Source organism: Microbacterium deminutum (genome assembly GCF_039530205.1).
Lineage (GTDB): Bacteria > Actinomycetota > Actinomycetes > Actinomycetales > Microbacteriaceae > Microbacterium > Microbacterium deminutum.
In genome coordinates this window covers 936,669-949,297 of the sequence record NZ_BAAAOG010000001.1, presented here as the reverse complement: position 1 = coordinate 949,297, position 12,629 = coordinate 936,669, and the positions used below count along the sequence as shown (strand labels likewise).

General features: G+C 67.1%; 12 protein-coding genes. 4 read left to right on the top strand and 8 right to left on the bottom strand.

Annotation, left to right across the window (positions count from 1 at the left end):
• Positions 1-2: 2 nt before the first annotated feature.
• Entirely contained in the window at positions 3-821 is an 819-nt protein-coding gene (locus ABD212_RS04225; RefSeq protein ID WP_344091491.1) for a glycosyltransferase family 2 protein, read from the bottom strand.
• A 148-nt stretch (positions 822-969) separates the two neighbouring features.
• Here ABD212_RS04225 and ABD212_RS04220 point away from each other — a divergent pair, with 148 nt between their 5' ends.
• From ABD212_RS04220 to ABD212_RS04210, 3 genes are all read left to right on the top strand, one after another.
• Complete coding sequence (locus tag ABD212_RS04220) at positions 970-1,575, top strand: GNAT family N-acetyltransferase (protein ID WP_344091489.1); 606 nt, start codon at positions 970-972, stop codon at positions 1,573-1,575.
• Positions 1,576-1,701: 126 nt separating this feature from the next.
• On the top strand, positions 1,702-3,072 hold the full coding sequence (locus ABD212_RS04215) for an HNH endonuclease (RefSeq protein ID WP_344091487.1): 1,371 nt from the start codon (positions 1,702-1,704) through the stop codon (positions 3,070-3,072).
• 209 nt (positions 3,073-3,281) lie between these two features.
• Positions 3,282-5,156 carry an adenylyl cyclase gene (locus tag ABD212_RS04210; protein WP_344091485.1) on the top strand — a complete coding sequence of 625 codons (1,875 nt, stop codon included), beginning with the start codon at positions 3,282-3,284 and terminating at the stop codon, positions 5,154-5,156.
• Between the two features lie 73 nt (positions 5,157-5,229).
• On the opposite strand, the gene ABD212_RS04205 is transcribed toward ABD212_RS04210, so the two are convergent.
• On the bottom strand, positions 5,230-6,177 hold the full coding sequence (locus tag ABD212_RS04205) for an aldo/keto reductase (RefSeq protein ID WP_344092437.1): 948 nt from the start codon (positions 6,175-6,177) through the stop codon (positions 5,230-5,232).
• 69 nt (positions 6,178-6,246) lie between these two features.
• Positions 6,247-7,185 (bottom strand): L,D-transpeptidase, encoded by a 939-nt coding sequence (locus tag ABD212_RS04200; protein WP_344091483.1) that lies wholly within the window; start codon positions 7,183-7,185, stop codon positions 6,247-6,249.
• Positions 7,186-7,291: 106 nt separating this feature from the next.
• On the opposite strand from ABD212_RS04200, the gene ABD212_RS04195 reads away from it, so the two are divergent.
• Positions 7,292-7,549, top strand: a complete 258-nt coding sequence (locus ABD212_RS04195; protein ID WP_344091480.1) for a DUF4287 domain-containing protein — start codon at positions 7,292-7,294, stop codon at positions 7,547-7,549.
• Here ABD212_RS04195 and ABD212_RS04190 read toward each other — a convergent pair.
• The 5 genes from ABD212_RS04190 to ABD212_RS04170 form a co-directional block, all read right to left on the bottom strand.
• Positions 7,546-8,076, bottom strand: coding sequence for a hypothetical protein (locus ABD212_RS04190; RefSeq protein WP_344091477.1), 531 nt, complete (start codon positions 8,074-8,076; stop codon positions 7,546-7,548). The two genes, ABD212_RS04195 and ABD212_RS04190, sit on opposite strands and share 4 nt — an antisense overlap.
• Positions 8,077-8,135: 59 nt before the next feature.
• On the bottom strand, positions 8,136-9,194 hold the full coding sequence (locus tag ABD212_RS04185; protein WP_344091475.1) for a uroporphyrinogen decarboxylase/cobalamine-independent methonine synthase family protein: 1,059 nt from the start codon (positions 9,192-9,194) through the stop codon (positions 8,136-8,138).
• 176 nt (positions 9,195-9,370) lie between these two features.
• Positions 9,371-9,949 (bottom strand): GNAT family N-acetyltransferase, encoded by a 579-nt coding sequence (locus ABD212_RS04180; RefSeq protein ID WP_344091472.1) that lies wholly within the window; start codon positions 9,947-9,949, stop codon positions 9,371-9,373.
• 173 nt (positions 9,950-10,122) lie between these two features.
• The gene (locus ABD212_RS04175) at positions 10,123-11,298 is read right to left on the bottom strand and encodes an MFS transporter (RefSeq protein ID WP_344091470.1); all 1,176 of its coding nucleotides are present in this window, start codon (positions 11,296-11,298) and stop codon (positions 10,123-10,125) included.
• Between the two features lie 265 nt (positions 11,299-11,563).
• Complete coding sequence (locus ABD212_RS04170) at positions 11,564-12,436, bottom strand: hypothetical protein (RefSeq protein ID WP_344091467.1); 873 nt, start codon at positions 12,434-12,436, stop codon at positions 11,564-11,566.
• Positions 12,437-12,629 lie beyond the last annotated feature (193 nt).

The window sequence follows — 12,629 nt, the reverse complement described above, 5'->3', positions numbered from 1 at the left end:
GCTCAGCGCCCGAACCCTGGCGCCCAATCGTCGTCGGTGGGCGACCATGACGTGTCGACGGCGGCCGGGGCCGCGGCATCCGTCGTCGTTCGAAGCTCGGCGCGACGACGCCACCTCGAGCCCTCCGGCCAGCTGGACGCGAAAGTCGTCGCGACACGCCACACACGCCGCGACAGCCCCGTGACGGTCTGGACGGGCCGTGCCGACACCGGCATGCGCAGCTGCGGGTCGTACCGGATCCCGTCGGCTGGACGCAGGCGGATGGTCAGATCGAGATCGTCGTGGATGCCGGCATTCGTCCGGTCGACATCCTCGCGCACGCGCTGCCACACGCGCGTGCGCATCGCGAAGTTCGAGCCGAAGACCAATGGGATGCCGAGCCACTTCTTGATCCAGTAGTGGCCACCGCCGATGTACCAGTGCTCGCCGAGATAATTGGCGAGCGGACTGCCTCCGTAGAATTCCGCTCCACCGGTGAGGACGCCGAGACCGGGATCGGCGACGAATGCGCGCACCAGCCGCGCGATCCAGTCGGGGTGCGGACGGGAGTCGGCATCGATGCGGGCGATGATGTCGGCATCCGCCATCGCTTCGTCGTATCCGCGGGCAGCAGCGGGCCAGATCCCGACGATCGACTCACCGACGACGGTCGCTCCGTATCGTCGGGCGACTGCTGCCGAGTCGTCGGTGCTGCCGTTGTCGACGACGATCACCCGAGTCGCCGGGTGTGACTGAGCGGCGAGCGCCTGAAGGCACTTGTCGAGGAAATCCGCATCGTTCCGGCACGGGATGACGACCGTGATCGTGGGAGCGAGGGTCACATCCTCACCCTACTCTGGGCTTCCCGGACCGGTTCGCGCCTCTGGGTGGTGTCGCAGAAGAGTGAGTTCGACGGGTCACTCGTGGGCATCGGGCGGCCCGTCGCGCGGCGAAGCGGTCGTCGTCGGATCGTAGGCATAGCCTCGATTCATGGGTGGCGGTGGCCGAGGTGACGGCATCCGGATCGTTCCCGCGAATGAAGCATCGTGGGACGACCTGCAGGCGATCCTCACCGGCTCGGCCGGCCGCTGTCAGTGCCAGCGGCAGCGGCTGGGCGATCACGACTGGTTCCGGATCCCGGTCGATGGGCGTGCCGCGATCCTGCGCGAAGAGACGCACTGCGGAGATCCCCGTGCGACCGAGACCATCGGCATCGTCGCCTACGTCGACGATGACCCCGCCGGCTGGTGCGCGGTCGACGCGCGCAGCGTCTACGGTCGCGTGCGCGGCTCGCCCGTGCCCTGGAAGGACCGCAGCGAAGACAAGGACGACGCGTCGGTCTGGGCGATCGCGTGCGTTGTCGTGCGCAAAGGGTTCCGTCACCAGGGTCTGACCTATCCCCTGGTCGCGGCGGCGGTCGAGCACGCCCGTGCCCGCGGCGCCCGCGTGATCGAGGGCTACCCACTGCTGACCGAAGGCAGAGAAGTCATCTGGGACGAACTCAGCGTCGGCCCGATCGGCCCCTTCGTCGCTGCCGGGTTTCGCGAGGTTTCGCATCCGACCAAGCGGCGGGTGGTGATGCGGCTTGAATTGTGATTCATCATACAAATATTCTAATGTCGTCGGCCGACATCCGCGGAGGTTCAGGATCCAACGCTGATTTTTTCGGGCTGATTCGAATATTTCTTTGACAGTCGGCTCACCGCTCGATACAGTGAATGCATGAACAACCCGCTCGCCGTCCTCGAAGAGGCAGTCGGCGAGTTGCATGCCGCGTGGCGTGGCGTGAGCGGCGACGATCTGCGCGCGGTGAAAGATCTGGAGCGCTCGCGGCTCATCGCGGTGAACACCGCACTGAGCGTCGTGTCTCGAATCGCAGATTCGCTGCACGCCGACCTCGCCGCTGAAATCGCTCGCGAGTCGCGCCCCGAGCTCGGGCCCGACGGGCTCTCGAAGCAGCAGGGCTTCCGCAATCCCACCGCGCTGATCGCAGCGACGAAAGGCTCCTCGACCGGCGACGCAGTCCGTCTGGTGAGAGTGGGTGAGGCGACCGCCCCTCGCACTACGCTCACCGGCGAGGCGCTTCCTCCACGGCATCCGCACGTCGCCGACGCACTCAAGACCGGACGAATCGGGATGCCGGCGGCCTCCGTCATCATCACCATGCTCGACCGCGTCGCCCTGCGAGCCGACCAGGCCGCATGCCAGCGAGCCGAAGAGACACTTGTCGGGCAGGCAGTCGGGCTCAGCCTGGATCAGCTCGCGAAGCTCATCGCCCGCGCCGAGGCCCACCTCGACCCCGACGGTCTCGAGCCGAGAGAGCGCGATGCTCGCGCCGAGCGGTCGCTCCACATCTTCGAGCGCGACGGAATGATCCATCTCAATGCGAAACTCGACGCCGAGACGGGCGCACCTGTGAAGATCGCGATCGAGGCACTCGTCACTGCGGACTTCCGGGCCGCTCTTGAGGCACAGAAGACGACCAACGATCCGGATGCCGACCGCCGGTCGGTGCCGCAACGCCAGGCCGACGTGCTGGCGCTCATGGCTCGGCATGTCCTCGACTGCACACACGACCATCTGCCGCTCGGGGGCGCGACTCTCGTCGTGCGGATGAGCCTGGACGACCTCAGTTCCGGTGCCGGCTACGCGACCATCGACGGAATCAACCGGCCGGTCACCGTCGCCACCGCGCGACGGATGGCAGCCGGCGGCGGAGTGATCCCGTGCGTGCTCGGCGAGCGCGGCGAGATCCTCGACTGGGGCCGCAGGAAGCGCCTCTTCTCCAAGGCTCAGCGCCTCGCACTCGTCGAGCGGGACGGAGGCTGCGCGATGTGCGGGCTTCCTCCGGGCATGACTCGGGCGCATCACCTCTCGTGGTGGCAGCGCGATCACGGAGGTACCGACTTGTCGAACGGTGTGCTGCTATGCGAGTCCTGTCATCACCGGATCCACGACAACGGCTGGGAGATCCGGATCGACGACGCCTCGACGAGGTCGAGAGTGTGGTTCATCCCGCCCCCTCACGTCGACCCCGATCGTGCTCCACGACTCGGCGGGCGGGCGCGTTTCGACTATGCAACGGCCGCATAGCGGGCCGAGCAGGGCTGTGCCCCAAGCTTGCGCGGAGGCGCAGCAGCCCGACCCACGATGGCACAGCGCTGGGAACCCAGATCAGCACCTCTACCCGCGACGGTCTTTCACCGCTAACCTCTTGAACGCGCTCCCACGCCCTGGTTACAGTCCTGTAAGCAGAGGCGGCCTTTGGTGCGCGAGATCGCTCCACGGAGAGGACCATCGCAATGAACGCACCCGCCCCCCGCACACGACGACTGGCCGTCCTGGTCACCGGCGCCGCACTGATCGCCGGGGCTCTGACGGCCTCCCCAGCGGCTGCGGCCCCACCGGGCGCTGTCAATCCGATGCATCCGGACTTCGGCCCCAATGTCACCATCTTCAGTCCCAGCACGCCAATCGCCGACATCAAGTCGAGCCTCGACACACTCGCCGCCCAGCAGCGCGACAACGAGATGGGCACCAGCCGTCACGCGGTCTACTTCCTGCCCGGACAGTACGGGACGGACGAGGCTCCCCTGCAGTTCGAGGTGGGTTACTACACCGAGGTCGCCGGCCTCGGCCTGAATCCCGCCGACGTCAACGTGAACGGCGCCATCGAGGTCTACAACCGCTGCCTCGACAACGGTGGCACCAGCAACTGCCTCGCGCTCGTCAACTTCTGGCGCACGCTCTCGAACCTTTCGCTTCACGTGAATAAGGCGGGCCAGGACGGATGCCGCCAAACCGCCAATTTCTGGGCCGTTTCGCAGGCCGTCTCGATGCGCCGTGTCAACGTGGACGGCAAGCTCTCACTCATGGACTACTGCACGGCCGGACCCCAGTATGCGAGCGGCGGATACATCGGCGATTCGCGGCTGCAGACCACCGTCAACGGATCTCAGCAGCAGTGGCTGACGCGAAACAGCGAGATCGGCGAATGGACGAACGGCGTCTGGAATCAGGTGTTCTCAGGTGTCGTGGGCGCGCCCGATGATTCGGCATTCCCGAGCCCGCCCTACACCTCGATCCCGCAGACTCCCGTGAGCCGCGAAAAGCCATACCTGTACGTCGACGACAAGGGGCGCTACAACGTCCGCGTGCCGGCGATGCAGCAGAACTCGAGCGGAATCAGTTGGGGCGCGGGCGCGACGGCGGGCCGCAGCATCCCGATCACGGACTTCTACATCGCCAAGCCGGGTGATTCCGTGCTCAAGATCAACACGGCGCTCGCGCTCGGCAAGAACCTGATCTTCACACCGGGCGTCTACAACATCCCGTCGACGATCCATGTGTGGCGCCCGGGCACGGTTGTCCTCGGCCTCGGGCACGCGACACTGACGGCGACCAAGGGCTCGACTCCCCTTGCGATCGCCGACGCGCCGGGAGTCGTCGTCGCCGGAATGACCATCGACGCCGGCGAGAAGCTGTCGCCTGTGCTGCTCAAGGTCGGACTCAGCAAGACGCGCAACCTGTCGAGCAAGGCCTCTAAGAACAATCCGATCACGCTGAACGACGTGTACTTCCGCGTCGGCGGACCGCACGTCGGCAAGGCGACGACGGCGCTGGAGATCAACGCCGACAACGTGCTCGTCGACCACACCTGGGTCTGGCGCGCGGACCACGGCGTCGAGGGCTTCACCGGCGGCGACACCCAGCGCTGGAACACCAACACAGGGACCAACGGCGTCATCGTGAACGGCGACAACGTCACGGCGACCGGCCTGTTCGTCGAGCACTTCCAGAAGTACAACACCCTCTGGAAGGGCGAGAACGGACGCGTCATCCTGTACCAGAACGAGCTGCCGTACGATCCGCCCACCCAGGCGGACTGGACCCAGCCCAACGGAACGCTCGGCTACCCCGGCTACGTCGTCGACAAGAAGGTGAAGACCCATCGGCTCGATGGCGGCGGCGTCTACGTCTTCAACCAGAACAACCCGTCCATCGTCACGGCGAACGGCTTCTCGGTTCCGCGGACGCCCGGCGTGCGCCTGCACCACATCATGACGGTGAACCTCAGCGCGGGCACGATCGAGCACGTCGTGAACGGCGTGGGCGCCCCCGCGACCACGGCCGCCATCGGCGTTCCGTCGTACGTGGTGGACTACCCCGCGCCGTAGCAAGCGCCCTCGCAAATCGCGCTGGCCCAGCGACCTGGTCTCCCTCCACGGTCGCTGGGCCAGCGCCGCGTACTCACCAGAGCGGGTGGATCGCCTCCCGCAGCCGGCGATCGTACACCTCGCGGATCACGGCATCGAACGCCGACACATCGAACCCGTCTTCGAGCAGGGCCGTGGCATCCGCATTCGACGACGCCTGCGCGATCGACCGTGCGCCGGGGATCGCACTGGTCACACCCGGTTGCGACACGATCCAGGCGAGCGTCGCGGCAGGAAGCGAGACGCCTTCCGGCAGTGCCGCAGAGAGCTCGGCGACGGCCGCGAGCCCGGTCTCGAAGTCGACGCCCGAGAACGTCTCTCCGCGATCGAACGCCTCGCCGTGGCGGTTGTAGGCGCGATGGTCGTCAGCAGCGAACGTCGTCGACGCCGAGTACTTGCCCGACAACAGCCCTGATGCGAGCGGCACGCGCGCGAAGATCGCGACGCCGGCGGCCTGAGCCGCGGGCAGCACCTCGTCGAGCGGCTTCAGCCGGAACGGGTTGAAGATGATCTGCACGTTCGTCACATTCGGCCGTGCGATCGCGGCGAGCGCCTGGCCGCACGTCTCGACCGACACGCCATAGGCGGCGATCGTGCCGTCCGCGACGAGCGCGTCGAGTGCGTCGTAGGTGGCGGCATCCTCGATCACCTCGGTCGGCGGGCAGTGCAGCTGTACGAGGTCCAGAGTCTCCACGCCCAGATTGCGCCGCGACCGATCCGTCCACCCGCGGAAGTTCTCGGGCGTGTAGTTCTCGGGCTCCTGCGCCATCCGTCGCCCCATCTTCGTGGCAATGGTGATGTCGTGCCCTGCCCGAGCAGCCAGGAACCGTCCGATCACGGACTCGCTGCGCCCGTCGCCGTACACATCCGCAGTGTCGAAGAGGGTCACGCCGCGATCGACGGATGCCGCCAGCACGGCCGTCGCGTCTTCCTCGCTGACCGCCCCCCAGTCGGCGCCGAGCTGCCAGGTGCCGAGCCCGATGGCCGAGACGTCGCGTCCGGTGCGTCCGAGGGATCGCTTCTGCGTGTTTCCTCCTTCTGAGCGGAGCGCTCAGTCCTTGATGATGACGGGAGTGCCGAGTGGGAGCTGGGCCAGCCGCGTGATCGCCGACGGGTCGACCCTGATGCAGCCGTTCGAGATGGGCCCCGACCGCTGGTCGTGGTAGTGGAACGCGGTGACCGCGACATCCTCGCCACCGAATCCGTCGAGTGTCGGCGACTGGACCGAGAGATAGACGATCGGATGCCCCCGCGTGTACGCGTATTCGGGGACGACCGCCTCGGTCATGATGAACGCGCGCCCGCGTGGGGTCGGCGTGGACGGAGTCCCCCACGCGAAGTCGGTCGCGATCCGTTCCGGCACTCCGGCATGCACGATGTCGATGGTGCGCGCGGAGATGCTGACCTGCACGATCGTGTCGATGGGTGCGAGCTCGACGTCCTGCGCACGCAGCCAGCCCGTGACCTGCGCGGAGTCGCCGTGCGATGGCACCGCCTGACGCCCGGTCAAGAGCACCTCGATCCAGTGCTCCTGCTTCTGGATGACCGGAACCGTCGTGCCGCCGTAGGGAAACTGGCTCGGCAGGTACGCGACGGGCGGCCGGGTCGGGTCGGCGAACACCGGCGCGCCGCCGCCGTGCGCCACCGCCTGCTCGCCCGTGAAGGCGCCGAACCGGTCGCCGTCGACGGGCAGCGCCGGGATGACCGCGAACACGTTCACCTGGGGCAGGGAAGTCACGTCGTACGCCGTCGTGTTCGCCGGAAAGCCGGTCGGCGTCGGGCGCGGGGCCGGGGTCGGGGTCGGGGTCGGAGTCGCAGTCGCGCTGGGGGTGGCCGTCGCCGCGGGGGCGGGAGCGGATGCCGCGCCCACGACGGGTCGGATCCCCCACAGGATCAGGGCGCCGACGACGAGCGCGACGACGACCGCCGCAACGATCACCAGACGGCGTCCGCGGTGGCGCGACTCCATCGATCCGCCCGCATTCGCCATGCCTACATGCTCAGCGTCCGACCCGGCATCCGCAACCCGGCCGCCGATCGCGGCTCACCCTGCTGGGGCTCACCCTCTCGTCGATGAATTCGCTAACGTCGTTCGCATGCCGGAACATCGCGTCACACCGCCCACCCCGCCCGCGGACGGCAAGGTCTACGGACCTGCCAGCTACTTCCCGAGCATAGAGAAGACGTACGGCCGTCCGATCCAGGACTGGCTCGACCTCGCCGCGGATCGCCTCGACACCGAGCGTCACATGGAGGTCGTAACCTGGCTCAAGACGGAATACGGCATGGGCCACGGGCACGCGAACGCGATCGTCGGGTATGTCAAGGCTCAGCTGCCGGGCGATTCGGACTAGCGATCGGTTCGCAGCGGGATGCTGTTGAGCGTGTAGCCGTATGCCGTTTCGCCGACCCGCGGCATCCGCTCTTCATCGAGCATGAGCAGGATGCCGTCTCCGACCGCCCAGAAGTTCTGCAGGTGGGCGGGCACTCCGTCTAGCCGATAGACGGTGGCATCGGAGTCGAGGGCCGTCCCGCTGGTCACCTGCCACGCCCCCTCGTGGTACTCGCGCTCGTCGCTGACGCCCACGCGCAGAATCGACATCGCGTAGGTGGACGGTTCGTGCGTGACCGGGTCGCGGTAGAGCACCAGCCCGAACTTCACCCGCTGGCAGGCGGGGTCGGGCTCGGGGTCGATGGCGCACGGAATGTGCGACTCGAAATCCACGAACGGCGGATCGCCCCGCGCATCCTCGGCGGGATACCAGGGCGGAAAGGCCGTGATGGGCGGTGGCACGGCCGCCGCCTGACCCCACAGGATCGCCCCCGCCGCGACGACCGCGACGACGCCGCCTGCGATGGCGATCCACGTGGTGCGCTTCATGGATGTCGGTCCCTCCGCGACCGACTATGCGCGTCGTCGCGGCCGTGCGCAAGCGACGGTCAGCTGTGTGCGTCGACCACCGCGGCGTGCAGATCGAGCAGTGGCGCGGTGCGCTCCGCCGGCCCGCGGCCGAATCCGCATTCGGTGCCGACGCCGAACCTGTCGAGAACCGTCGCGGCTGCCGTGATGCGGCGCTCGGCGCCGTCGACGCCGTCCTCGTGGTGGAGGAGACCCAGTTCGAGTTCGGTGTCGTCGGGAAGATCGAGGTCCGCCAGCGGCGCGAAGTATGCGGAGTCGTCTCGCTCGATCGGCACCGGCAGGTGGAACCAGCTGACGGTCCGCGGTGCCGCCGCCACGATGCCCCGGATGACGGACGCGAGCGTTCCGGAATCCTTCGGCTGGATGAAGTGCTCCTCCTCTACGTCGCCGTAGCAGAGGTGGAAACCCACCTGCACGTCGTCGGGCACGACCGCTATCTGGCGTACTGCGCGATCGATCACGCCGCCCAGGAGGTCGCCGCCCCACCCCGCGCTGAACGGGACGCCGCCGAACTCGGCACGATCGAGGATTCCGAACTCGACCGCGGCATCCCATTGGATGGCGAGGTCCTCATGGGGAATCGCCTCGACGATGCGGCCGACTTCGGCGAAGAGGGCGTTCTCATAGGCGGGCTCTACGGCAGCGCGGTCGTCCGGCACGATGAACGCCCCGACGACACCGACCGGCGTCGGGAGCGAGACCTGGAAGCGCACACCGGCGGGGATCACGCCCTCGTCGCGCAGCGCGGCGAACTCCGCGAACGACTGGATCGCGGCGTCGGCGTAGCCGAGGTTGGGGAACTGAAGGTCGGCGGCGGCGACGGTGCCGTCGAGCGCGAAGGGTCGCAGGTCGAAGATGTCGCGGATCCTGAAGGGGAGCTCCTCACCGACGCGGACGAGCCCGGGGGTCTCTTCGAGACGGAAAGTCTGGAACTGGATCCAGTAGAACCGCTCGCCGACTTCTCCATCCGGGATGCGCCGCGCGCGACCGCCGATGTGCTCGGCAACCGCGCGGAAGACGGATTCCACATCGGGCTGGTTGATGCTGCCGACGAAGTGGGCGTTGGTGACGGTGACCATGCTGGATGCTCCTTCAGACCGGAGCCGCAAAGGCGCGACTCCACGAACGGAATCGCAGGCGTGTCCCGGAGTGGGACGCGAGGCCTCGCTGTGCACTGCGCCGCCATAGTAACAGGCGAGGAAGCCGAGATCCCGTACGTTGCAGACGGTGACGATGACTCCGAGCATGCGGCGGCTCAGGCCGGTGACACGACCTTTCGCATGACCGTCTTGTTCTTGCCGATCCGTCGCTCGAAGGTGAAGCCCGCCTCCTCGAACATTCCGGGTGTCACATTGTGGAGGAACGAAGACGAAACCCTTTTGCCGGGTTCGACGATGTTGGGAAACGACACAACCTCGCCACCGCCGGCCTGCGCGATGAGATCGAGCGCTCCATGGAGCGCCTCGAGTGCGACGCCCTTACGTCGATGGTCGCGATCGACGAAGAAGCAGGTGATGCGCCACGGAGCGGGATTGGACTCCCCGGCGTCGTACTCCTTGCGGTGGTAGATGCGCGGCAGCTCGGCGGGACTGCCGTACTCGCACCAGGCGATCGCCTGGTCGCCGTCGAAGACGAGGGCCGCGTGCGCGATGCCCTCCTCGATCATCCGCTTCTTGAACAGGGGACCGCCCACGTCCGCCTTCTTGGTCGTCTCGGTGTCGTCGTGGAAGTAGTGGCAGTAACAGCCTCCCCACACCCCGTTGTGCTTCTCGGCCAACGCGAGCCACGCGGGGTAGGTCTCGAGCGTCAAGGGTTTGATCACGTGCGCCGTCATGCCGCCATTGTCGGCCCAACGTCCGACAAAGGAAATGCGCGTGCGGATTTCGGCTCGACGACGCTGAACCCATGCGGCTGCCGCGGTGGCTTCTGGGTCGGAGGGATTGCGAAGTCTGCTCCACACCGCAGCGACGTCGATGGGATGGGTGACGTCCCTGCTCGGGCCTTCAGCTAGGTGCCCACCGTTCGCGATCCAGCGCGAGTTCGCCTGACGGCGGACTGCGCCACCATCAGGATCGCGACGGCGACGATGGTGATGATCGCGCACAGGGCGCAGACGGCCGAGTATCCGAGGCCGCCGATGCCTGCCACGGCGATGATCGGACCCGCGACGATTGCGCCGATGCGGCGGGTGTTCATGAACAGCCCCGTTGCCAGCCCGGGGCGCGGGATGATCTGTTGGAACAGGGTCATGCCGATCCCAGCGGTGACTGCGAAGAACCAGGCGTTCAACGGCTGCGCAACCAGCAGCGTGATCGGGTCGCGGATGAAGATCAGCGCGACGTAGTAGAGCACGCCTGCGAGGCAGCCGCTGATGATGAGGGAGTGGAGGGAGAAGCGATGGCTGAAGCGCCCCATCAGCCACAATGCGGGGATCTCGGCCAACGCGGCCACACCCAGTGTGATACCGCCCCAGACCACCGGGAGCCCTAGCACTGCGGTGACGTAGAGAACCATGATCGCCATGACTGCTGCGTTGGTCGCCTGCAAGAGGACGAAGGCAGTGAAGACCGCCGCGACGCCCATCCTTCCGATCGACTCTTCCTGCGGTTCATCCCCCCCGAGCTCGACCCGCTCTGTGGATGCGGAGCGGCGACGTCTCATCAGCAGCAAGGTCGTGACCACATTCAGGATGCCGACGACAGCCAGGAGCGGGATGATCGACCGATCTCCCAGGGTCCCCATGACGAATGTCGCGACGGGAGGGCCGGCGACCCACGCGAACGACACGACCGCACGGGTGTTCATCACCTCAGAAGTGCGCGCCCCGGAGTGCCTCAGCTCGGCGAACAGAAGCGTGCTTCCCACGCCCGCCGGTCCGCCCAGAACCATCAGCGCAATCACGGCGATCGGCAGTGACGTCGTCATCGCGAGTGCACCGGCGAGGGCGACGGTGAGCACCGCGCACACGAGCATCGGGCGCAGATAGTCGCCATTGCGATCGGCCCACCCGGGAATCAGCAGCGCAGCGACGAAGCCGCTCGCGTTGTACAGAGCGAGCACCCACCCGACGTCGGCCGGGGTCGCATCGAAGAGGCTCACGAGCAGGAGCGCCAAGACCGGACTCAAGAAGGCGAACTGGAGACCCCAGAGCAGCGCAGAGGAGGAGGAAAGCAGGCGATTCATCGGGAGCGCGGCAAACGCGAACTCGGAGTTCGCAGCACGCGTGAACCGGCTGCCAGTTTGGGCGTCATACATTCGACCGTAGGCGGGTTCCCTTGTGGGCGGGAGGCACCAGCGGTACCCCTCGCACATGCGCCGCCGGGTCCGACATCGGCCGGCGCCGGGCTGTTCGGGGGGGGAGGCGGTCTGCTGCCCGACCTGGAACGGTTCCAAGGGAGACGGCCCGCGGGTTCGACGCGGAAGCGCGGTGACTGAGCGCGCCGACAGTTCAGACGGGCGTCAATATGTAGGGTCGGCTGTGCCGTGCTCCAGATGCATCGACGACGATCGCCGTAACGAGGATTCGGCCGTCGTTGATGATGTCGCTTGCGCTGACGAGCCATCCCGCAATGCCGGTCACCGCCGAATTCAGGTCCACCGGGAGCTGGCCGGGCCTGCTGACGCACGCACTCGGGAGGTCGCCCCCACCCCGCAACGATCCGACGACTTGGCCTGCATCGTTCATCCCCTCGGCGAGAAAGCTGCCGCCATGCGTTCTCGTCGTCTTGGACGCGATGTCGTATGTGACGGTGATCCCTGAAGGCCAAGTGGAGCCGGCGAGCTTGCCGACCTCATTCATCGCTCGGGGAAGGATCGTTGTGCCGAGATCGGTCGTCTTCCTGGTGGAGTGGTCGTAGAGGAACCCTCGGGGCTCAGAGCCGAACTCCTTCCACGCCAGACCGGCGGCGAGGCGCCCGTCAGCCGACACGACCACTGCCTCCGAACTCACGTACTCCGGGCCCACGGTCTCCGACATGGGGATAGGCGTCAACTCGTCGTTCGACAGATCCAATCGGTACGCGAGCACCGGGGCTGGTGGGGTGCGGCGAGCGCCGACCACGACCCCGTTGTCGGAGATCGCCCGAGCTCGACCGAACTGGGTTGACAGCTTCGATTGAATGTCCCGAAGCGTCGAGTCGAAGACCCACACCGTCGCCGCGTCCCGATCGCCCTGATGCCCGACCACCACACCTGAGACATTGACGTCGGATGCGATCAGCTCCCTGGTGGTGAACGCGAGAAAGTCGATGCCGCCGTCACGGTAGATCCAGGCCGTTCTGTTCGCTTCGTCGATGCCGGCCACGAGCCCGTTTTCGGTCATCGCGACGCCTCCCCCGAAGGTGATCTCATCCAAGGGTTGTGCCGAATAAGCCATTGCGCCCTCCCTGTCCCTGTGCGCAGCCATACGCCGCACGCGCGGCTCTCGCCGCCACTCTCGGAATAGCGGGTATCCGTGCCTTGGTCAAGTGCCCACCCGAGCCTCCGCTGGGACAGTGCGCGGCCGACCTCGTCCT